The organism is Aquincola agrisoli (assembly GCF_036621135.1).
Classification (GTDB): Bacteria; Pseudomonadota; Gammaproteobacteria; order Burkholderiales; family Burkholderiaceae_C; genus Aquincola; species Aquincola agrisoli.
Genome location: NZ_JAZIBG010000008.1, coordinates 1 through 21165, shown reverse-complemented (window position 1 = coordinate 21165; position 21165 = coordinate 1). Strand labels below are relative to the sequence as shown.

Genomic DNA, 21165 nt, shown 5'->3' with positions numbered 1-21165 from the left:
GCCTGACCCCTATGATCCCTGCGCGACACCCTGGAGACAACGGCATGCAGCTGCACTTCATCGGCAACCGCCTGGTGCCCCCGGCCTCGGGCGCATCGATCCCGGTCGTCGACCCCTCCGACGGACAGGCCTTCGAGGCCATCGCACGCGGCGATGCCGCCGATGTCGATGCCGCCGTGCAGGCGGCCCGAAGCGCCTTCGAAGGCGACTGGGGGCGCCTTGCCGCGGCCGAGCGCGGGCGCCTGCTGCAGCACCTGGCGCAGCGGCTGCGGGACGATGCGGAAGGCCTGGCCACGACCGAGGCGCGCGACTGCGGCAAGCCGCTGAAGCAGGCGCGCGCCGATGCCGCCGCGGTGGCGCGCTACTTCGAGTTCTATGCCGGCGCGGCCGACAAGCTGCACGGTGAGACCCTGCCCTACCAGAACGGCTACACCGTGCTGACGCTGCGCGAGCCGCACGGCGTCACCGGCCACATCGTGCCGTGGAACTACCCGCTGCAGATCTTCGGCCGCAGCGTGGGCGGGGCCCTCGCGGCGGGCAACGCCTGCGTGGTCAAGCCGGCGGAGGACGCCTGCCTGTCGCTGCTGCGCGTGGCGGCCCTGGCGGCCGAGGCGGGCCTGCCGCCCGGGGCGCTGAACATCGTCACCGGCCTCGGGCACGAGGCGGGCGATGCGCTGGTGCGCCATCCCGGCATCGACCACCTGTCGTTCACCGGCTCGCCGGCCGTCGGCCAGGCGGTGGTGCAGGCCGCGGCCGGGCAGCACACGCCGGTCACGCTGGAGCTGGGCGGCAAGTCGCCGCAGATCGTGTTCGACGATGCGGACCTCGACGCGATGCTGCCGGTGGTCGTCAACGCCATCGTGCAGAACGCCGGGCAGACCTGCTCGGCCGGCAGCCGGCTGCTGGTGCAGCGCGGCGTGTACGAGGCCGTGCTGGCGCGGCTGGGCGAAGCCTTCTCGGCGCTGCGCGTGGGCAGCGCCGCGATGGACCTGGACTGCGGCCCGCTGATCCGCCGCTCGCAGCTCGACCGCGTGGCCGGCTTCATCGACGAGGCGCGGCGCGACGGCATCGCGGTCGTGGCGCAGGGCCGCATCGACCCCGGGGCACCGCCGGGCGGCTTCTACCAGGCGCCGACGCTGCTGCGCGACGTGCCGCCCGGGCACCGGCTTGCGCAGCAGGAGGTGTTCGGTCCGGTGCTGGCGGCGATGCCCTTCGACGACGAGGCCGATGCGCTGCGCATCGCCAACGGCACGCCGTACGGGCTGGTGGCCAGCGTGTGGACACGCGACGGCGGCCGCCAGCTGCGCATGGCGCGCCGGCTGCGCGCGGGGCAGGTGTTCATCAACAACTACGGCGCGGGCGGCGGCGTGGAGCTGCCGTTCGGCGGCGTCAAGGCCAGCGGCCACGGCCGCGAGAAGGGGTTCGAGGCGCTGTACGGCTTCACCGTGCTCAAGACCATCGCCATCCGGCACGATTGACCTTCGACCAGGAGACGGCACCCATGCGTGTGAAAGGCAAGTCCATCATCGTCACCGGCGCGGGCGGCGGCATCGGCGAGGGCATCGCCCGGCGCCTGGCCGCCGAAGGCGCGCAGATCGTCGTCAACGACATCCGGGAGCAGGAAGGCCGGCGCGTGGCCGAGGAGATCGGCGCGGCCGGCGGCACCGCGATCTTCTGCCGGGCCGACATGACGCTTACCGAGGAGGTGCGCGCGCTGGTGGCCGCCGCGGTGGCCCGCTACGGCGTGCTCGACGTGATGGTCAACAACGCCGGCTGGACCCACCGCAACCGGCCGATGCTGGAGGTCGACGAGGCCGACTTCGACCGCCTCTACGCGATCAACGTCAAGAGCCTGTACCTCTCGGCGATCCACGCGGTGCCGGTGATGCGGCGCCAAGGCAGCGGCAGCTTCATCAACATCGCGTCGACCGCCGGCATCCGGCCGCGGCCCGGCCTCACCTGGTACAACGGCTCGAAGGGCGCGGTGATCACGACGAGCAAGTCGATGGCCGCCGAGCTGGGGCCGGACAACATCCGCGTCAACTGCATCAACCCGGTCTTCAACCCGGACACCGGGCTCGCGGCCGAGTTTGCCGGCGGGCCGGTCGACGAGGCACGCCGCGCCAGGTTCCTCGCGACCATCCCGCTCGGCCGCTTCTCGACGGCGCTCGACGTGGCCAACGCCGCGCTCTACCTCGCCAGCGACGAGGCTGCCTTCATCTCGGGCGTGTGCATCGAGGTGGACGGGGCGCGCTGCGTGTAGCCGGGCCGGGGCATGCGGAAGTCCCAAGTTGCCGGCAGGCGATGCAAGATCGATGCGTTGCCGACGACGGAACCTATTTGGCGGCTGGATGCCATTTGGAGATGACCCGCGGCGTATCCGGTGATCTCTCGCCCGCCAGGCTGAACGACAACTCGTTGGCGGCGGCCATGACGTCTTTCGCCAACCGCCGCAGTCTCGTCTGCGGCAAGCGAGAGATCGGCCCGACGATGCAGACAGACCCGAGCAAGCGCCAGTTGAGGCCGAACACGGGAGCGGAAACCGTTGACACGTGCTTGTCCCGCTCTCCCAGCGTGAAGTGGTACCCGCGGGCGCGGATGGTCTCGTAGATCTCGCCGGCCTCGCCAGAGAAGGCCAGGATGACACGGCCGGGTGAACCCTTGTCCAGAGGCAGTGCCTCCCCCATCCGCGCATGGTGGCGCAGCGCCTGCGGACCTTCGACGCGGATGAGACAGGTGCGAGCGTTGCCTTCACGAACGTGGAAGGCTGCGCTTTCCCCGGAGATGCGCGACAGGTGCCTCAGCGTTGGCTCAACGACGTTCTGCACGTCGAAGCCAGCTTGATAGCGCGCACCGAGCCACCCGCAGGCGGGACCCAGCCGCCATGTGCCATCGTCGCGTTGAACCGTGTATCCGGCACGTGCGAGCGTGCGCGCCATGCGCAGCACCGTCGTCTTGTGCATGTTGCACCTGCGGCTCAACTCGGCCAGGGAGAGCTGTGATTCGCCCAGCTGAAACGCCCCCAGCAAGGACAGTGCTCGAAGCACCGCGACGGTCGCTCCGGCGCCGGGCTTCGGATCTGCCCAGGCAATGGCGGCCTGGGAGTCCGTTTCAAATGCCTGAGCGCTCTTCGAACCACCCCTGTTCAATCGGTCCTCCGTTTCAGCCAGTGCAACGCTGTTGTATGGCTTGATACACCGCCCTAGAGTAGCGCCAAACCAAGCAGCGAGAGACCCTCGCGCAACAAGCCACGGAGACAACGATGAACATCGTGCACGCGGGGGCCCACGCACGCCGCTCCCGGGGAGCCAGAGCCGATCCCGGCGCATCGCAGTGACGCCGAAACGCCCGTCTCGAAGCCCACAGCGCCCTGTCGATTCAGCGAGCCCCAACCACCCGACCCCATGGACCTCAGAGACCTTCGGTACTTCGAGACCATCGCCACGCTCCAGCATTTCGGCAAGGCGGCAGAGGCGCTGCATCGCACGCAGCCAGCACTGACCAGCTGCGTGAGGCGCCTCGAAGCGGAATGCGGAACGCCGCTGTTCGAGCGATCTGGCCGCGGCGTGCGGCTGACCCATGCGGGTGAGGTGCTGCTTCGCTGGGCCCAGAGGATGCGGTTCGACGAGGAGGACGCGCGACGCGAAGTCACCAACGTAGGCAAGGGCCTCTCAGGCCACATCCGCATCGGCATCGTTCCGACGGCCGCGGAGTATCTTCTGCCCGCCGCAGCCAGACAGCTTTTGCAAGAGGCGCCCGGCCTCACGCTGCGCACGGTCGTGGGCCTGGTCGACACCCTGATGCCCCTGATGCGCAAAGGCGAGCTGGATCTGCTGGTGGGAACCGAAGGCCCTGCCGAACCCGGCTACGTGAGCCATCTGCTGGCCGAAGACGAAATCGTCGTGGCCGCCAGTGCCGGCCACAAGATCTTCAACGGAACACCCAGCATGGCCGATCTGACGAGGCATCGGTGGGCCCTGCAGCCGCCCGGCGCGCCAACGCGCGACTGGCTTGACCATGAGTTCGAGCGCCGTCAGCTGCCAAGGCCCAAGGTTCAGGTCGAATCCACCATGCTGTTGATGTTGCCGTCGCTCGTCGCCCAGACGGGCCTGCTGAGCTTCGTGTCTCGCCACCATATTCGCCAGCACAGTGCGTCGACCGGATTGCGCGAGGTGCCGATCCCAGAGGCCACCATGCGGCGAAGACTCGTGGTGACCTATCGCTGCCACAGTTACTTGTCCCCATCGGCATCGCGGCTGATGTCGTTGCTCGCAAACCCGCCGAATCGAGGAGGCGACGACAACAGGCCATTGGGAAGCACGCCGTCCCGAGAAATGCACATCCATCGGTTCGAATTCCCATCGCCCGTCGACAAGACTACCGTGCCGTAAATTCTGGCGCTTTGGGTGGACGCAGGAGCTGCGTTGTCGGCAGCAAGATTGGATTGCCCTTCAAATTGCCGGGGAATGTCGCCACGACGGGTTCCCGGTCAAATTCTGGATGACCCCCTGCATGCCCATAATTGTCTGCCAACTGGCAGGTTGCAGTGCCATCGGCCCGACTCGTTGCAGTACACGCGGCGTGCGGGGGCTTGGTGAACATGACCTGCACTCCCGATAGCGGCCCAGCCTGGTCGGATACGCGGACCGTGACCACCGAATTGTCGCCAGGCAATACCTCCTGGGGACGCAATGTCACGATGCGCCAACCTGGCACCGTGGTGCGCACGCTGGCCGGCAAAGCCGCCGCGACACATTCGCGCCGCTGCGCGATCTGCTGCAGCGCTTCTGCCTGAGAAAGCAACTGCTCGGATTCGCAGTCGCCGACAAGGCAGAAACGGGCATTGGCTTCCTGCCGAAACCCGATCGTGTAGAGGTGTTCCAACCTCGCCACCTCGACGGCCGCTCCGGCCTCCTTGGCCGCGGGCGAAGACAGGGCAAGCAAGGACACCCGCGTCGAGCGCCATCGCGACCGGTCCACGACAGCCGCCGCCACAGGGTGCGTCTCCCCCATGGGAGCCTGGTACATCACGTACGAGATCGTGCTGCCCTTCCATTCGACCTCTTCGACGAAGAGGGGAGCCTTCGCGCCCACGAGTGCAGACCTCGAGTGCGACCTGGCGGCGGGCAGCGTTGCCGCGGCGAGTGGCTGCGCACGGGAGGCCAATGAACTCTGCACCTGGGTGGACGCGATGAGCCTGTCAAAGGAAGAGTTGCCTGGCCGCAGGAATGCCGCATTCGATGCGGGCAGGCCCCATCGTTCCTGGCCAACGCTCAGAGAGAAAACACCTTCTTCGGCAGCCAGTCCTGCGGCATCGCATTCCAAGCCTTTGGGTTGCGGCAGATGCGAACAGGCCGAGAGCACGCTGAAGCTGCAGAACCCAACGAGTCTGATCCAAAAGGCCGATCTGCTCAATGCCGGGCGCAATGAATAACTTCGATAGGGCGGTGGCGAAACAGTCATTTCAACTTTGCATGGCGGGCAGGACGAAGAACACTCTCGGCCGGCACGTCCCAGCTGTCCATAGGTGATTCCATGTCCATTTGCGGTGACCAGATTTATTGATCGAGAAACCGAATCTATTGGACGACGGCAAAGCCGCTGGGGAAACTTTCGTCAGCGCCCATCCACACCCAGCCGATCGGCGCGCCACTTGGCGAGTCCGCGCAATCCGGTCACCACTCGGCCGCGCGCAGGCCCCGCCCACAAAACTCCTCCGAGACAAAGGAACCCACATGAGTCAGAACGTGCAGGAAGACGGGCAGCAGACCTTCAAGCAGGCGGCGCAGCCCACGCGCCGCATGCCCAAAGCAACTTCGATGCTGGTACTCGCACTGACCGTCGCGGGTGTGACGACGGCGGTCATGCCGGAGGCCCGGGCCCAGTCGGCAGAAGCACTGAGGCACCTCGACTCGGCGGTCAAGAACTCCGGTGGCGACCTCGCCCTGCTCAACCACTATCGGGAGTACTCCTGTGACGCGGTCGAGGACACCGGGATGTACCCCCGCTCCAGTGCCGAGCGGAGAGAGACGCGGGTGCCGCTGACCCAGATCTTCGACAACGTCTGGTACATCGGGGACATGTACGTCGGCCAGTTCATCCTCAAGACGGCCAGCGGCGGCTTCGTCCTGATCGACGCGCTCAACAACAGCGCCGAGGTGGACCAGTACACGATGCCGGCCCTGCGGTCGCTCGGCCTGAGCGCCAGCAACCCGCTGCTGGCCGTGATGATCTCGCACGGCCATGGTGACCACGACGGGGGGGCGAACCGTCTGCGCGAGATCTTCGGCTCCAGCCTCGCCATCTACCTCGGATCGGGAGACGCCCGCAACAAGGCCTACAACCCCTTGCAGATCGATTCGGCGATCGCAGAACCCCAGGAACGCACGATAGGCGGCACCACGGTGGTCTTCCAATCCATCCCCGGTCACACGCCGGGCATGATGAACTTCGTGATCCCGGTTCGCCACAACGGCGTCGAGCACAAGCTGATGATGGGCGGCCGTCAGGGTCATCCCGGCGCGGTGGCGTCTGCCCGGAGCTACCTCCGCGGCACGGAGCGTTCCTACGAGTTGGTGAAGAAGTACGGCGTCGTAGGGACCTTCCTCACGCACCCCACGTCGGATGGCACCACCGTCCACATGCAGGCGATCGAACGCGCTGGCAGCCGCGATCCGAATCCCTTCTTCATCGGCCACGAACGCACCCTGCGCGCCGCAGCCATGTGGCGCGGCTGCGCAGCCGGTTGGCTCTCGACCCGGGATGCATCGTCCGTCGAACTGGTCTGGCGCGTCACGTCGCTGACGTTCCCTGAACTCAAGCCGAACCTCAATACGGTTTCCGCGCAGCTCGCTTCCGGGTGGGGGCCCAACGATCCCGACGCCGCGCAGACCACGCCCGATGCGCAGTGGGGCCCCATCGCTGGCCAGACCGTGACCTTCAGCATCGAGGGCGGTGGCCCCGGGTGCACGGCGATCACCAATGCCAAGGGCTTGGCCACCTGCACGCTGCCCAACAAGGCCAAACTGCTGCCGAATCAGCGAGTGGCTGCTTCGTTTGAAGGCAACACCACGGACACGTTCGTCAACCTGTCCAGCAAGGCGTCTGCCGTCGTTCCGGCCCGCGGCCGCTGAGTTCCGCCCGGCCGATGACCCCTGCAGGCCACACCGTCCTTCTCCATCAAGGAATCATTCGAATGTTCACCAAAACCTGGATTGCTGCTGCAGCAACCGCTGCCACGTTCGCGCTGCCCGCCCATGCCGACATCGTGACCTTCACCGGCAACACGACCGCAGGCATGACCTACACACGTGCGCTCGACGACTTCAGTGCGCCCAGCGCCGTCGGCGCTGACGTTCGCTACGAGCTGTACGCCGTGACGGTCAGCGCCGCCGGCGACTACACATTCCTGACCACGGGCGACTTCGACACGTTCACGTTCCTGTACACCTCCTTCGACCCGGCCAGTCCGCTGTCGGGAGGCATGATCGCCAACGACGACCTCCTGGGCACGGGCACCTCGGGCTTCACCGTTACGCTGGATGCCAATACACAGTACTCCTTCGTCGTCACTGGCTACCAGGGGACCGACTTCGGGTTTCACAGCACGACGATCGGCGGCATCGGCACCATCTCGGCCGTACCGGAGCCGTCGACCTACCTGATGCTCGCGATGGGTCTCGGTGCCGTCGCGCTTCGGCGTCGGCGCCTGGTCAAGGTCGATCACTGACGTGTCTCGAGCGGCTGCAGGTCGGCCAGGCCCTCGAGGCGCCAGAGCTGGCCGAGCAGCGCCCTGGCCGCCGGGGTGCCGAGCACCGGCGAGGCGAGCTCCAGGAACTTGCCATCCAGCTCCTCGTCCGACAAGGGCAGCTCGGGATCGCCCTTGCGGTCCGGCTGCAGCCACACCAGGCGCCGCCCGTCCACCGTCTCGATCTCGACGCGGGCGGAACGGCGGGCAGGAAAGGCCGCGTCGATGGCCGGGTCCACGGCCACGGTGATCCTGTTCATCATCGCCCGGGTGGCGGGATCCTGCAGCCGCTCTGGCGTGTAGGCCGCCAGCCGCACGCTGCCATGCACGAGCGCCGTCGCGACGACGTAGCGCAGGCTGAACTTGGCCTCGGTCTCGGTGCGGGGATCGTGGTGGCAGGCGATGTCGAGGGCCGGCCCGTACGTCGCGATGTGGACCCGCTGGACGTCCCCGGGCCGCAGCCCGTGCGCCGCCATCAGCGCGAGCGCGCCGTCGATCGCCGCGAAGGTGTGGCCGCAGCCGATGTGGTTCTTGAAGGTCAGCCGCTGGATGTGGAACGCCTTGCCCAGCGTCTGCCCGACGGCCGACCAGTCCGGGTCCTCGCCCATCGCCTGGCCGAACCCGGCGTCACCGTCGAGGACGTCCAGCGAGCCGGTCACGCCGCGCACGGCGAGCTGGGCGGCCAGCAGGCCGGCCTCGGCCGCGCGCCCGGCATGCAGCGGCTTGGACATCGAATCCATGCGAAAGGCCTGCTGCAGGCCAGCCGCGAAGGTGGCGGCCGTGGCGAGCGCATGCGCGAAGGGCAGGCCCCCGAGCCCGTACAGGCCCGCCGAGGCGGCCGCCGCGCCGAAGGTGCCGACGGTGCCGGTGTTGTGCCAGAAGCGGTAGTGCGGCCGCCCCATCACCACGCCGATCCGGGTGGAGACCTCGTAACCCAGCACGATGCCCCGAAGGAAGTCCTTCCCGCTCGCCCCGCGCTCCTGCGCCGCGGCCAGCGCGGCCGCGATCGTGGCGGCCCCGGGGTGGTACATCGCATCGCGGAAGCTGTCGTCGACCTCCGCCGCATGGGCGGCCGTGCCATTGATCAGCGCCGCTGCGCGGGCCGTCGCGCGCCGGCCATCGGCCAGCCGCGCCCTGCCCTGTCCCAGCTCGTCCTGCATCAGGTCGTGCAGCTGCGGCACGGGCGCGACCGCCAGCCCGGGGAACAGCGCGGCATACCAGTCGACGACCGCGCGCTTCGCGTGGTGCAGCACCTCGTCGTCGAGCGCGGCCTGGCGGAACTCCGCCGCATAGGCGGCAAACACTTCGGTGGCAAACATGCCGGACCTCCTTGGCTCACGCATCGGGTGGGCAGGCGACGCCGGGCGACTCCAGCCAGCGGGCCATGTGTTCGTTGACCACGGCGTGCGCCTCGTACTGGACCCAGTGCCCCGCGCCGGGAACGATGTGCGCCGTGCAGCGGGCCTGCGTGGCGAGCCGGGGCACCAGCACCGCGGGTTCCGCGGTCACGTCCTCGGCACCCCAGATCGCCAGCGTCGGCCCCGGGTGCGCCGCCCAGGCGTCGAACAGGCCGCCTCCACGGGAGATGCGCTTGCTGCGGAAGCGGGTCTTCAGGCAGGCCTCGGTGTGGATCGCCACGGCCAAGGCATCGACGCTCGACGCAGCATGCAGCATGTGCATCAGCAGGTTTTGGCGCATCACGCGCTCCAGCGCCGCCCGGTCGCCGCTCGCGGCGCTGTCGTGCCAGTCCTGCAGGGCCCCACGGGGCCGCCTCGCGCCGCCGTGCCCCGCCGCGCCCAGCAGGATCAGGCCCGCGACCCGCGGGCCGTCACTTGCCCACAGGCGTTCGGCCAGCTTCGCGGCGACCAGGCCGCCGAACGAGAAGCCCGCCAGGTCGAACCGGCCGGCATGCAGGCCGGGCAGGCGTGCGACGCTTTCCGCCAGCGCGTCCAGCAAGCCGGTGAAGCTGCCCTGCGGTGGATCGTCCGAATCGCCGTAGCCCGGCATGTCGGCCACCCAGACGACACGCCCGGCGGCCAGGGCCTGGGCGTTGCGGGCCCAGTGGCGCCAGCTGCCGTGCCCGCCATGCAGCAGCAGCAGGGGCCGCCTGGCCGTCTCCCGGCCGAAGCGCCGCCACGCCACCTGGCCACCGGCCGTCTCGACCCGGAGCACCTGCGCGGCCTCGTGCCCATGCCCGTCGTCCTGCTTCATGTCGCTGCCACGCTCCGTCATCGGTGCCTCGTTTGCTCGTCCTTGCCCCACGCGCCAGTATGTCGCCGGCCCTGCAGCGAGCCGCCTAGGCGAGCACCGCCACGCCGTCCGCCGCGCACACGCCCTGGCCCTGCGGCATCACGAAGAGGGGATTGATCTCCGCCTCGACGAGGCGGTCGCCCAGCTGCGCCGCCATCCTGGAGAACGCCACGATCGCATCGACCAGGGCGGCGACGTCGGCCTTCGGGCGGCCGCGAAAGCCGTCCAGCAGCGGCCAGGCCGTCAACGACTGCGCCATGCCCAGCGCATCGGCGGCCGCCAGCGGCTGCAGGCGCACGCCGTCGTGCGGCAGCAGCCGCAGGGCCGTGTCCTGGAAGAGCTCCGCGGTCACGCCCCCCATGCCCAGCAGCACGGCCGTGCCCAGCGCATCGCGGTGCATGCCGAGGATGAACTCGGCACCGCCCTGCACCATCTCCTGGACCAGGAAGCGATGCGGCCGCACGCCCGCCTTCGCCTCCACCTCCTGCGCCATCGCCGCCAGGCGTTCGCGGATCTGGTCGGCAGCCAGGCCGACGGCCACGCCGCCGACGTCGCTCTTGTGGGTGATCTGCGTCGACAGGATCTTCAGCACCACCCGGTCGCCCAGCGCCCGGGCGGCGGCCTCCGCGTCCATCGGGCCCGACACGACACGTTCGCGCGCACAGGGCACGCCGAAGCCGCTGAACAGCTGCTTGGCCTGGGCCTCGTCGAGCGAGCCCTGGCCGAACGCCGCAAGCGCCACCGGCGCCGCCTCGGCGCGGGGCGTGTCCGCCGGGGGGCGGAAGGTCGTCGCGCGCAGCAGGCCGCCCAGCGCCGCGGTGCAGCTCTCCGCCGCGGCGAACGCCGGGACGCCACGCTGCGTGAGCAGCGCGCCGATCTCCGGCGCGTGCGGGCTCACGTAGGCGAGCACGGGCTTGTCGGAGTTCGGCAGGCAATCTTCGATCGCTCCGGCCAGCAGTTCGGGCATCGCCAGGCTCGACGAGCCGACGATGATCACCAGGGCGTCATAGGTGGGGCTCGCCAGCAGCGCGTCGATCGCGCCGCGCAGCAGGTCGGGCCGAAGGCCGGCGAGCGTCACGTCGATGGGGTTGCGGTCGAGCACCGCTTCGCTGCCGGTCTGCAGCGCCCGCAGCGCCGCGGCGGTGGCCTCGTCCGGCGCGGGGGTGTCGAAACCCGCGACGCCGAGGTCGTCGGACACCAGCGTGCCCGCGCCGCCGGTGGAGGTCAGCACCGCCACGCGCCGCCCGTGCAGGCGCCGGCCCGTGGCCAGCGCGGCCGGGATGTCGAGCAGATCGGCGAAGCTGGCGGCGCGGATCACGCCGACCTGCTTGAAGAGCGCGTCGTACATCCGGTCGGCGCCGGCCAGGGCGCCGGTGTGCGAGACCGCCGCCTTCGCCCCCGCCTCGGAGCGCCCGATCTTGAAGGCCACCACCGGCTTGCCCAGGCGGGCGGCCTTCAGGCAGGCAGCGCGGAACTTGAGCGGGTCGCGGACGGTCTCGATGTAGAGCGCAATCACCTTCGTGGCCGGGTCGTCCGCCAGGTGGTCGATGAAGTCCGCGAGCTCCAGGTCCACTTCGTTGCTGGTGGAGATCAACTTCGACAGCCCGATGCCCCGCGCCGCCGCCCGGGACAGCAGGGAGCCGAGGATCCCGCCGCTCTGCGACACCACGCCGATGCCGCCGGCAGGGAAGGTGTCCATCTCCAGCGCCCCGGAGGGCGAGAGCACGATGCCGTCGGTCAGGTTGACCAGGCCGATGGTGTTGGGCCCAAGGAGGCGCATCGTGCCGGCGGCCTCCACCAGCTGCCGCTGGCGGCGGGCGCCTTCCTCGCCGGTTTCGGTGTAGCCGCTCGCCAGGACGATGGCGGCGGAACAACCGCGCGCCGACAGCGCCTTTACCGCGAGGTGCGCCCGCTCCGCGCCGAGCAGCACCACGGCCACGTCCGGCACCTCGGGCAGGGAGGCGACGTCCGGATAGCAGGTGAGCGCCCCGATGCGGTCGACCTTCGGATTGACCGGCAGGATGCGCCCCGCGAACCCGTGCTTCTGCAGGTAGGCCACGGGCCGGCCGGTGGTCTTGTTCGGATCGGCGGAGGCGCCGATGACCGCGACGCTGCGCGGCGAGAGCAGCCTGGCGATGGCTTCGTTCATCGCATCACTCCTTGGACGCCGACTTGGCGAGGAAGGCCTCGACCGCCGCGCGGTGCTCGCTGCTGGTGTAGCAGATGCCCTGCGCCTGGCTGCCCTGGGCGAACACGTCGTGCGCGGACAGCTCGAAGCTCTGGTTCAGGATGGTCTTGCTCAGGGCCAGGGCCGTCGCGGAGCCCCGGCCCAGCTCACGGGCCCACGCCTGGGCGTCGGCCAGCAGGGTGTCGGCCCCGGCCTTGCGGTCGACGATGCCGAGCGCCAGCGCTTCGTCCACCTTGACCTGGCGGCCGGAGAAGATCAGCTCCTTGGCCCGCGGCAGGCCGACGCGGCGGGGCAGGAAGTACATGCCGCCGCCATCCGGGATGATCCCCCGCAGGATGTACGACCAGGTGAAGCTGGCCGCCTCGCTGGCGATGACGAAATCGCAGGCCAGGGCCGTGTCGGCGCCCAGGCCGGAGGCCGCGCCGTTGACCGCGGCGATGACCGGCTTCGGCAGGGTGTGGAGCAGCGCCTGCGTGGTGTGCACGCGCTGCTGCCGGTGCCAGCCATTGAAGCCGACCTCGCCGGCGGGGGCGTTCATGCGCTGCTGCATGCCGCTGATGTCTCCGCCTGCGCAGAAGCCCTTGCCCGCGCCCGTCAGCACGACGGCCTTGATGGCCTGGTCGGCCGCGATGCGCTCCAGGGCGGCGATGAACTCGGTGCGCATGCCGTCGCTCATGGCGTTGCGCTTGTCGGGGCGGTTGAGCGTGAGGGTGGCGACCTGGTCGCTCACTTCCAAGAGAACGAGGGGTTCGCTCATGATGCTTACTCGGGCTTGATGTGGTTGTCCTGGATGATCTTGCGCCAGCGCTGTTCCTCGGCCTTGACGTACCGCTCCAGCTCGGCCGGCTCGCCGACGCTGACGACCAGGCCTTCGTGCTCGACCTTCTTCGCGAAGTCGGGGCTGCGGGCCGCCTTACGCGCGGCGGCGTTCAGCCTGGCGATCGCCTCGGCCGGCGTTCCTGCGGGCACGTACAGGCCGTACCAGCTGTCGACGACGTAGCCGGGCAGCGTTTCGGCGATGGCGGGCACGCCCTTGTAGGCCGGCGAAGGCTCCGCCGTGGTGACCGCAAGGGCGCGCAGCTTGCCGGTATCGATCAGGTTGGCGACCGCGGCGGCCGTTCCGAACATCAGGTCGACCTGCCCGCCCAGCAGGTCGGTCAGCGCGGGCCCGGCGCCCCGGTAGGGCACATGCACCATCTGGACCTTGGCGAGGTTGTTGAACATCTCGCCGGCGAAGTGCGCCGAGGTGCCATTGCCCTGCGATGCGTAGGTGAGCTTGCCGGGCGCGCCCTGCGCCGCGGCGATGACGTCCTTGACGCTGCGGTACGGGCTTTCGGGCCGCACCACCAGCACGTTGGGGCCCTTGCCGATCAGGACCACGGGTGCGAAGGCCTTGTCGGCCGGATACGGCAGCTTCGGCTGCAGGCTGGGGTTCACCGCGTGCGCAAAGCTCGCGATGACGACGGTGTAGCCGTCCGGTGCCGCCTTGGCCGCGGCGTCCGTGCCGATGATCGTTCCGGCACCGGGCTTGTTGTCGACGATGATCTGCTGGCCGAGCTCCTTGCCCATCTCGGCACCGAGGGTGCGGGCGATCAGGTCGGTGCCGCCGCCGGGCGCAAACGGCACGATGAGCCGGATGGGCTTGTCGGGGTACGCCGCGGATGCGCCGGCTGCGGCGGTGAGGCCCAGCGCCAGCAGCGCGATCCGGCTCAGGGCATGGAATCGTTCGAACATGGATGTCGTCTCCGGTGAACCAAGTGGAACCCTTGGCTGATGGGCTGCAGCGGAGGTGGCTGCGAGTCGTCAGCTTAGGCAGCCGGGCACCCGAGCGCGAGACCCGTGTTCCATGGAGTGGAACAATGGGGTCCATGCCTGCTGCCATCCCACCCCGCGACAAAGTCGCTCCGAGCGCCGCGCCGGCCGTGCGCGGACTGGCGCGCGGCCTCGAAGTCCTGCGTGCGTTCCGCCCCGGCTCGGCGCTGCTGGGCAACGGCGACATCGCGGAGCGCACGGGCCTGTCGAAGTCGACGGTGAGCCGGCTGACGCAGACGCTCGTGCACGCCGGCATGCTGCAGTTCGACGTGCGCAGCGGCGCCTACCGCCTGGCGCCGGCGGTGCTCAGCTTCGCGCATGCCATGCGCACCGGCTCAAGGGTGCTGGAGATCGCCGCGCCCGCGATGCGCGCGCTGGCGGAGGCCCGGCGCATCAACGTCGGCCTGGCCGCGGCCGACCGCGACGAGATGGTCTACCTCGAATCGGTGCGCTACAGCCGGCGGGTGGCGCTGCGCACCGTCGTGTCGGGGCAGCGCGTGCCGATGGAGCTGACGTCGCTGGGGCGGGCCTACCTGTCCACGCTGGACGAAGACCACCGCCGCGCCCTCTTCGCCCACTTCATGCAGCGCCGCGGCACACAATGGCGGCGGCTGCGTGCCGACATCGAGGCGGCCTTGCAGGACGTGGCCCGCCGCGGCTACTGCGCCGCCGCGTGGCAGCCGGAGGTGGTGGCCCTGGCCGCGCCGCTGCAGGCGACCGACGGCACCTACGTGCTGAACGTCAGCATCTCGACCGAGCAGGCGTTCGGACCCGCGGTCGAGCAGCTCGCCGAGCCCCTGCTCACGCTGCGGGCGCAGCTGCAGGCGGCGCTGGATGCCGATGCCGAACCCGGCCCCGGCTGAGCGCGCCGAGCGGGAACGGGGCGATCGGCCTGGGCGTGTTGGCCACGGAGGAACGCTGTTTGCTGCACCGGGGCATCACTTCGCCAGAGCCCCCCTGCCATGACGATCTCCCGTCTCCTCCCTTCGGTCCTCATCGGCTGCATCGCCAGCGCACGATCCATGACGCCCATGGCGCTCATCGCTGCGGCGCGGCTGGCCGGCCGCCGCACACCCGGCGAGGTGTTCTTGCTGGATCGCTCGCTGTTCAAGGCCGGCGCGCTCGTGATGGGCGCCGGTGAGCTGGCCGGCGACAAGATGAAGTCGGCGCCTGACCGCACCGTGTTCCTCGGCCTGGCGGCGCGCATCGCCAGCGCCGGCATCGCGGGCGCCGCGCTCGCGCCGCGGGGGCGGGAGCCGGCGGGCGCTGCCGTCGCCGTCGCAGCGGCAGTGCCCCTTGCCTATGTGACGCTGGCCGCACGCAAGCGCGCCATGGCGGGCATCGGCCAGACCCGCAGCGGGCTGGTCGAAGACGCGCTGGTGCTCGCCGCCGGTGCAGCGGTGATGTGGCTGTCTACACGACGATCATGACGCCATTGACCATCACCATTCCCCATCAGCTCGGCCGCGCGGAGGCCCGGCGCCGCATCGAAGGGGGCTTTGCGCAGATGCTGCACCAGATCCCGGGCATCAGCGGCGGCAGCACAAGGTCCTGGGACGGCGATCGGCTCAGCTTTGGCATCACCGCCGTCGGACAGTCGGTCTCGGGCGTGGTGGACGTGGGCGAGAACGCGGTCACGATCGAGGTTCTTCTCCCCGGTCTGCTTGGCACGATCGCGCTGGCGCTCAAGGGCCGGCTGAAGGAAGCCGGCAAGCTGTTGCTGACGAAGAAGTAGCCTGAAGGCCCTGCCGACGCCAGCCGGCAGCACCGGCATGGCGTACGGAGGGCTTGAAAGGCAAACGCCGAGGCGCGCGTTCAGGCCGCCGCTGAAGCGGCGCTGCGGCGGCGACGCGCGTGCAGCCCGCCGAGCCCGGCCACGCCCAAGGCCAACATCAGTGCGGACGCCGGCTCGGGCACCGCGGTGACGGTGAAGTCGAACTGATACGGCGAGGCCCCCGAGTCGTAGTCCTGGATCCAGAACGCATAGTCGCCGGACGGCAACGGCGCGGTGAAGCCGATGGTGTTGAGGTCTTCACCCATGACGGGCAGGATGTCCCGGCCGATGTCGTTCATCTCGTACAGGATGTAGCCCAGCAGCGGGCCGGCGCTGTTGGTCGTGACCTGCGTGCCCGCCTGGATGCCCATGAAGGCGAGCGTGGGGGGCGTGGTGCCGGCCAGCACCGTGATTGACGACAGCACCGCGCCGACCGGGATGGTGATGCGGAAATAGTCCAGGTCGGGGCCGCCGCCGAAGAGGTCGCCCGACGCACCCCGGATCTCGTTGGAGCCCAGGGCCAGCGCCACGAACGTCGGGGCCAGGCCATCGTCCGAGAAATCGCCGTTGGTCGCTTCGTTCCAGGCCACGCCTGCGTGGGCAACTGGCGCCAGGGCCAGCAAGGCGCTCATGCCGAGCAAACTGCGGATCTTCAACATCACTTCATCTCCTTGAAAAAATATAGGCCCGGCGATGCGGCCCTTATGAACCGTCACGGTAAGCACCGATTGGCAAAAACGAAATGCGATTCGCTTTTTGTTGGTCAGAAGCTAGCCGGAACCCCCTCAAGTCAAGGAGGACGTCAATCGGCGGCCGCAGGCTCGTTCTCGGTGTGCCGGTCAGGCTCCGTGGTGCGCAGCAGTTCGTTCAGGACCGAAGTGGCGTAATTCCCGGCGGGCAAGGAGAACGCGAGCACCAGTTGATCGGGCTGGGGCCATGCCCATGACATGTCCACCGGGCTCGCCACCAGGGCGCGGCGCTCCTGGTCGAGGCCGGCGTGTTCCATGCCGTCGCACAAGGTGGCGTGCCGCTCGGCCACGCCGTTCTCCAGGGCCTGGGCTTGATCGGTGGTGACCACGCGGCCCCGCCCCCAGAGCGGCCCGGTGGGCCGGCCCGCCTCGTCCATCACGTCGCCGGGCAGGGTCTGGCCCCAGAGCCCCTGCTGGATGCGCAGCGCCAGCACTTCATTGAAGACGAAGGAGCGCACCGCCGACAGGTAGATGCCTTTCTTCTTCGGGTTGCGCACGCGGACCTCGCGCGCCAGCATGGCCCGGCCCTGCTCGACGTTGCCCCCCTCGAAGCCGAAACGCTGGGCGCCGAAATAGTTGGGCACGCCCTGGGACGCAACGGCCTGAAGATTGGCCTCGATCGCGCCGCGATCACCGGCCACGTCACGCAGCACGATGCGGAACCGGTTGCCCTGCAGGTCACCGGGGCGCAGCTTCTTTACGTGGCGGCTCTGGCGCAGCACCTTGAACTCCGGGTGCTGGAGCTGGGTCAGGTCGGGCGTGTCGCCCTTCGGGAGGTAGATGCTGAACCACTGGCGGGTGATCGCGTAGCGGTCCTTGAGGCCGGCATAGCCCACGTCCCTTTCCTGCACGCCGGCGGCCTCGGCCAACTGCTGGGCGACAAAGGCGGTGTTGGCGCCGTTCTTCTCGACGTCCAGCCAGACATGTTCGCCCTCGCCGGAGGGCAACTGCAGCGGCAGTTCGGTGACGATGAAGTCCTCGTTGAGGCTCTTCAGCGTGGCGCTGGCGCCGCTGGCCGGATAAGCGTTGGGCCACTGCGGCAAGGTCGTGTAGGGAGCGTCGGTCATGAGGGGTCTGGCGGCGCCGGCTGGGGAGAGGGACAGGCTGCCTGGCCGGACGGGGCAGTGCAGGCGGTGATTCTCTCGCTGCCTGGGGGCACTGCCGAGCGTTGGCAGGTGCGGCTTCGATGGAAGCCGGGGCGCGCTGCGACGGGAGGATTGCGGGTGGGACGTGAACCTACGGCCTCGGTCAGCGCGTTCGTCGGGGGTGTCCAATGACGGTACAAGACTGGGTGCAGCCGCTCGACCGCATCGGCCTGCCGCACTCAGGCCATGTTGTTCAACTGGTCGGCAATCAACTGGAGCGCCCGCACGGCGAGCGCCGGATCATCGCTGTACTGGGCCTGCACGATGGCGCCATCCACGGCGATGGCCAAGGCCTCGGCCGTCCGCCTCCGCTGACCCGACGGCGGCAACAAGGCTTCGATGGCATCGGTCATCTGCTGCTTGTGCAGTCGGGTGGCCTCAACGACCGCAGGTATCGCGGGGCCCATCTCGCTGACGCCGTTGATAAAGGCACAGCCCCGGAAAACGCCGAGCGCCTGGCTGCTGAACCATTCTTTCATCACGGGCGGCAGCGCATGTGCGCCCCGTGACGCGCCGCCATGGCGCGCCAAAGCCTCCGTGAACCACGTCATCCACAGGTCATGTCGACGGTTCAGGTACGCCAGGATCAAATCGTTCTTGCTCGGGAAGTGTCTGTAGAAGGTCACCTTGGTCACGCCGGCCTCGGCGATGACGCGGTCGATGCCGGTGGCTCGAAGGCCCTCGGTATAGAAAAGGTCGTGCGCCGTGTGCAGGATGCGTTCTCTTGCCGGCAGGTCGCCGATGTTGACATCAGTGCGTGGGGTCATGCCTGCACTATAGACAGACTTGTCTACATGCGCCAGAATTCGTACGTAGACAGATCTGTCTACGTGCCGCCGGTCTGCGGCCCATCCTGACCACTCACTGAAAGCCACTGCCATGGACACCCGCCCCCCGCTGCCGCCGTTCACTCGCGAAACGGCCATTCAGAAGATTCGCCTGGCCGAAGACGGCTGGAATAGTCGCGATCCCGCACGCATCGTGCTGGCCTACAGCCCCGACACGGTCTGGCGCAACCGGGCGGAGTTCCCTCGGGGCCGCGCCGAGGCGCAAGCCCTGCTGGAGCGCAAGTGGGCGCGAGAGCTGGACTACCGCTTGATCAAGGAGCTCTGGGCCTTCGACGGCAATCGCATCGCGGTGCGGTTTGCGTACGAGTGGCACGACGACGCCGGCAACTGGTTCCGCAGCCACGGCAACGAGAACTGGGCGTTCGACGAACAGGGATTGATGACGCATCGTCACGCGAGCATCAACGATCAGCCCATCAAGGCCGAAGACCGGAAGTTCCATTGGCCGCTCGGCCGACGCCCGGACGACCACCCAGGGCTCACGGCGCTGGGACTTTGACCTGAACGCACGCCATCGGCGACATCGACGGCGAGCCGGCCATCGAGCGCAGCGATGCGCTGATCGCCGAGCCGCGCGAGCGCGTGCACCTGGTGCTGGCCAACCCGCCCTTCGGCAAGAAGAGCAGCATGACCCATCACCAACGCCGATCAAGCGTCCGCTGTCGGCGGGCCCGCTGATTGCCGCAGGCATCCTGGTGGCGTTGGTCGCGCTGCCCGCGGTCCGCGGCAAGCGCGAGGTCGCGTTCCAGGAGGCCTGACCGGGCCGCTGAAAGGAGCCCATCGATGAAGAGCAGGTGCATGATGGCCGGCGCGTTGTCGTTGGCATGTGGACGGCAAGCCTGGCGCGACTGGGACAGCGTGATGGTGGGCACCAACGCCCGCGTGGGCACCTTCACCGAGGAAGGCTACTGTGAGCGCGTCCCGCTGCTGGAGCCCGGCGGGCAGACCAGCGACCTGCGCGGCGCCACCGGGCGCTTCAAGGACATCGAATCCATCTGGGTCGACTGCGTTGAACGCTGACGCGGCGGCGGGACGCGCATGAACGGCGTGCGCACCGTCTGGCTGAGCGTGCGCGACAGCCTCTGGTTCATCCCCTCGGTGATGGTGTGCGGCAGCATGGTGCTGGCGCTGGCGTTGATCGAGTCGCAGGCCCTGACCGGCTCGGAACTGGCCAGGAACTGGCCGCGCCTGTTCGGCGCCGGTGCGGAGGGCGCGCGCGGCATGCTCAGCGCCATCGCCACGTCGATGATCACCGTGGCCGGCGTGGTGTTCTCCATCACCATCGTGTCGCTGTCGCTGGCGGCCAGCCAGTACTCGCCCCGGGTGCTGCGCAACTTCATGTCCGACCGCACGACGCAGGTGGTGCTGGGCGCCTTCGTGTCGGTATTCACCTATTGCCTGATCGTGCTGCGCACCATCCGCGGCAGCGACGAAGGCGACTTCGTGCCCTCGGTGGCGGTGCTGGGCGGCGTGCTGCTGGCGCTGGCCGCGGTGGCGCTGCTGATCTACTTCATCCACCACGTGGCTTCGGCCATCCAGGTGTCGTCCATCGTCGGGCGCATCAGCGAGGAGACCGAAGCGGCGATCCAGCGGCTGTTTCCGGCCGACGTCAGCCTGCCGCCCGGCAGCGCCCAGCAGGCCACACCGCTGATGCCGCCGCCCCGGCCTGCCGCAGAGGCTCGCATCGTGCTTGCGCCCGACAGCGGCTACCTCGTGTCCATCGACGCCGACGGACTGCTGCGCGCTGCGGTGGGGGGTGACCAGGTGATCGAGGTGGTGCCGAGGGTGGGCGACTTCGTGCTGCGGGACGAGCCGCTGTGCCGCGTGTACACCGCCGCGGCGGGGCCCGGGCGCCCCGAGGAGGCGGACGACGGCCTGTGCAGCTGCTTCGTGCTGCAGGCCGAACGCACGGTGCATCAGGACGTGTTCCATGGCCTTCAGCAGCTGGTGGACGTGGGGCTGAAGGCCTTGTCGCCCAGCGTGCACGACCCCAGCACCGCCATCGCCTGCATCCACCGGCTGGGCCACCTGCTGGCTCTGCTGGCGGCGCGTGAGATGCCGCAGCCGGAGCGGCTGGTCGACGGCCGCCTGCGGCTGGTGGTGCCTGCGCCGCGCTTCGGTGAGCTGCTGCATGCCGCCTTCGACCCGCTCGTCCGTCACATCGGATCGCATGCCGAGGTGTACGCGGCGGTCGTGCGGATGCAAGCGCGCATCGGCAGCTTCGCCCGCGACACAACAAGGATTCACGAGCTGTGCAGGCAGCTCAACGAAGTGGCAGCCGTGTTGGAGGCAGTCGAGTTGTCGACGCAAGCAAGATCAGTACTGGACGACTTGATCGCAGCGGCCCGACACGACTTGGCCATGTCGACTGATTCCACAGCCCGACGAGTTGGCGCCAAAGGCGCCAATCCACTCAGGCCGTCGCCTGACGGCGCTGCACGCGCCGCGCCAACGTCGCCAGGCCCAGCCCGAAGAGCAGCCACGTCCCCGGTTCGGGCACGGCGCTGACCAACCCGTTCTGGACCGTGACCGTGATGTCGCCGAAGTTCGAGTTGGACAGCATCACGTCCGAGAAATTCAGCGCGCTGCTGCCTGCCCGCAGCACGTCGAAGCTGATGCTGGCCAGTGTCCCGCCGCCGTTGACGCCGGGCA

21 protein-coding genes and 1 pseudogene are annotated in these 21165 nt (G+C 69.1%); 11 read left to right on the top strand and 11 right to left on the bottom strand.

The annotated features are described in order from the left end of the window. The first annotated feature begins 44 nt into the window (after positions 1-44). Both V4F39_RS01295 and V4F39_RS01290 read left to right on the top strand, forming a co-directional pair. Positions 45-1478 (top strand): aldehyde dehydrogenase family protein, encoded by a 1434-nt coding sequence (locus tag V4F39_RS01295; RefSeq protein WP_332287423.1) that lies wholly within the window; start codon positions 45-47, stop codon positions 1476-1478. Positions 1479-1501: 23 nt separating this feature from the next. Beyond that, positions 1502-2263 carry an SDR family oxidoreductase gene (locus V4F39_RS01290; protein WP_332287422.1) on the top strand — a complete coding sequence of 254 codons (762 nt, stop codon included), beginning with the start codon at positions 1502-1504 and terminating at the stop codon, positions 2261-2263. Positions 2264-2336: 73 nt separating this feature from the next. Here the strand turns inward: V4F39_RS01290 and V4F39_RS01285 are convergent, their stop codons facing one another. Further along, positions 2337-3092 carry an IclR family transcriptional regulator gene (locus V4F39_RS01285; protein WP_332287533.1) on the bottom strand — a complete coding sequence of 252 codons (756 nt, stop codon included), beginning with the start codon at positions 3090-3092 and terminating at the stop codon, positions 2337-2339. Between the two features lie 312 nt (positions 3093-3404). Between V4F39_RS01285 and V4F39_RS01280 the strand changes: the two genes are divergently transcribed. Continuing rightward, entirely contained in the window at positions 3405-4391 is a 987-nt protein-coding gene (locus tag V4F39_RS01280; protein WP_332287421.1) for a LysR family transcriptional regulator, read from the top strand. Here V4F39_RS01280 and V4F39_RS01275 read toward each other — a convergent pair. After that, the gene (locus V4F39_RS01275) at positions 4378-5463 is read right to left on the bottom strand and encodes a hypothetical protein (RefSeq protein WP_332287420.1); all 1086 of its coding nucleotides are present in this window, start codon (positions 5461-5463) and stop codon (positions 4378-4380) included. The genes V4F39_RS01280 and V4F39_RS01275 overlap by 14 nt on opposite strands. Before the next feature lie 272 nt (positions 5464-5735). On the opposite strand from V4F39_RS01275, the gene V4F39_RS01270 reads away from it, so the two are divergent. Together V4F39_RS01270 and V4F39_RS01265 are read left to right on the top strand one after the other, a co-directional pair. Further along, positions 5736-7133, top strand: coding sequence for an MBL fold metallo-hydrolase (locus tag V4F39_RS01270; protein ID WP_332287419.1), 1398 nt, complete (start codon positions 5736-5738; stop codon positions 7131-7133). 62 nt (positions 7134-7195) lie between these two features. Next, the gene (locus V4F39_RS01265) at positions 7196-7729 is read left to right on the top strand and encodes a PEP-CTERM sorting domain-containing protein (protein ID WP_332287418.1); all 534 of its coding nucleotides are present in this window, start codon (positions 7196-7198) and stop codon (positions 7727-7729) included. On the opposite strand, the gene V4F39_RS01260 is transcribed toward V4F39_RS01265, so the two are convergent. From V4F39_RS01260 to V4F39_RS01240, 5 genes are all read right to left on the bottom strand, one after another. Further along, on the bottom strand, positions 7723-9066 hold the full coding sequence (locus V4F39_RS01260) for an MmgE/PrpD family protein (protein WP_332287417.1): 1344 nt from the start codon (positions 9064-9066) through the stop codon (positions 7723-7725). The two genes, V4F39_RS01265 and V4F39_RS01260, sit on opposite strands and share 7 nt — an antisense overlap. Positions 9067-9082: 16 nt before the next feature. Continuing rightward, entirely contained in the window at positions 9083-9979 is an 897-nt protein-coding gene (locus V4F39_RS01255) for an alpha/beta fold hydrolase (protein ID WP_332287416.1), read from the bottom strand. A gap of 64 nt (positions 9980-10043) precedes the next feature. Then, the gene (locus V4F39_RS01250) at positions 10044-12146 is read right to left on the bottom strand and encodes an acetate--CoA ligase family protein (protein WP_332287415.1); all 2103 of its coding nucleotides are present in this window, start codon (positions 12144-12146) and stop codon (positions 10044-10046) included. Positions 12147-12150: 4 nt separating this feature from the next. After that, positions 12151-12942, bottom strand: coding sequence for an enoyl-CoA hydratase/isomerase family protein (locus V4F39_RS01245; protein WP_332287414.1), 792 nt, complete (start codon positions 12940-12942; stop codon positions 12151-12153). A gap of 5 nt (positions 12943-12947) precedes the next feature. Then, complete coding sequence (locus tag V4F39_RS01240) at positions 12948-13919, bottom strand: tripartite tricarboxylate transporter substrate binding protein (RefSeq protein ID WP_332287413.1); 972 nt, start codon at positions 13917-13919, stop codon at positions 12948-12950. A gap of 134 nt (positions 13920-14053) precedes the next feature. On the opposite strand from V4F39_RS01240, the gene V4F39_RS01235 reads away from it, so the two are divergent. The 3 genes from V4F39_RS01235 (at position 14054) to V4F39_RS01225 (ending at position 15732) form a co-directional block, all read left to right on the top strand. Next, complete coding sequence (locus V4F39_RS01235) at positions 14054-14860, top strand: IclR family transcriptional regulator (RefSeq protein WP_332287412.1); 807 nt, start codon at positions 14054-14056, stop codon at positions 14858-14860. Positions 14861-14959: 99 nt separating this feature from the next. Continuing rightward, on the top strand, positions 14960-15427 hold the full coding sequence (locus V4F39_RS01230) for a hypothetical protein (RefSeq protein WP_332287411.1): 468 nt from the start codon (positions 14960-14962) through the stop codon (positions 15425-15427). After that, positions 15424-15732, top strand: a complete 309-nt coding sequence (locus V4F39_RS01225) for a polyhydroxyalkanoic acid system family protein (RefSeq protein ID WP_332287410.1) — start codon at positions 15424-15426, stop codon at positions 15730-15732. Before V4F39_RS01230 ends, V4F39_RS01225 begins: the two co-directional genes overlap by 4 nt. A gap of 80 nt (positions 15733-15812) precedes the next feature. On the opposite strand, the gene V4F39_RS01220 is transcribed toward V4F39_RS01225, so the two are convergent. The 3 genes from V4F39_RS01220 to V4F39_RS01210 form a co-directional block, all read right to left on the bottom strand. Beyond that, positions 15813-16430 carry a PEP-CTERM sorting domain-containing protein gene (locus V4F39_RS01220; RefSeq protein WP_332287409.1) on the bottom strand — a complete coding sequence of 206 codons (618 nt, stop codon included), beginning with the start codon at positions 16428-16430 and terminating at the stop codon, positions 15813-15815. A 143-nt stretch (positions 16431-16573) separates the two neighbouring features. Next, positions 16574-17587, bottom strand: coding sequence for a tRNA pseudouridine(13) synthase TruD (truD, locus tag V4F39_RS01215; protein WP_332287408.1), 1014 nt, complete (start codon positions 17585-17587; stop codon positions 16574-16576). A 257-nt stretch (positions 17588-17844) separates the two neighbouring features. Then, complete coding sequence (locus V4F39_RS01210; RefSeq protein ID WP_332287407.1) at positions 17845-18432, bottom strand: TetR/AcrR family transcriptional regulator; 588 nt, start codon at positions 18430-18432, stop codon at positions 17845-17847. 112 nt (positions 18433-18544) lie between these two features. Here V4F39_RS01210 and V4F39_RS01205 point away from each other — a divergent pair, with 112 nt between their 5' ends. The 3 genes and pseudogenes from V4F39_RS01205 to V4F39_RS01195 all read left to right on the top strand — a co-directional run. After that, positions 18545-19012, top strand: a complete 468-nt coding sequence (locus tag V4F39_RS01205; RefSeq protein WP_332287406.1) for a nuclear transport factor 2 family protein — start codon at positions 18545-18547, stop codon at positions 19010-19012. Positions 19013-19296: 284 nt separating this feature from the next. After that, the gene (locus tag V4F39_RS01200; RefSeq protein ID WP_332287405.1) at positions 19297-19533 is read left to right on the top strand and encodes a hypothetical protein; all 237 of its coding nucleotides are present in this window, start codon (positions 19297-19299) and stop codon (positions 19531-19533) included. A gap of 18 nt (positions 19534-19551) precedes the next feature. Then, positions 19552-20703: pseudogene (locus tag V4F39_RS01195) on the top strand (DUF2254 domain-containing protein); the annotation flags it as partial. A gap of 223 nt (positions 20704-20926) precedes the next feature. On the opposite strand, the gene V4F39_RS27165 reads toward V4F39_RS01195, so the two are convergent. Continuing rightward, complete coding sequence (locus V4F39_RS27165) at positions 20927-21076, bottom strand: PEP-CTERM sorting domain-containing protein (protein WP_378235135.1); 150 nt, start codon at positions 21074-21076, stop codon at positions 20927-20929. Between the last annotated feature and the right edge of the window lie 89 nt (positions 21077-21165).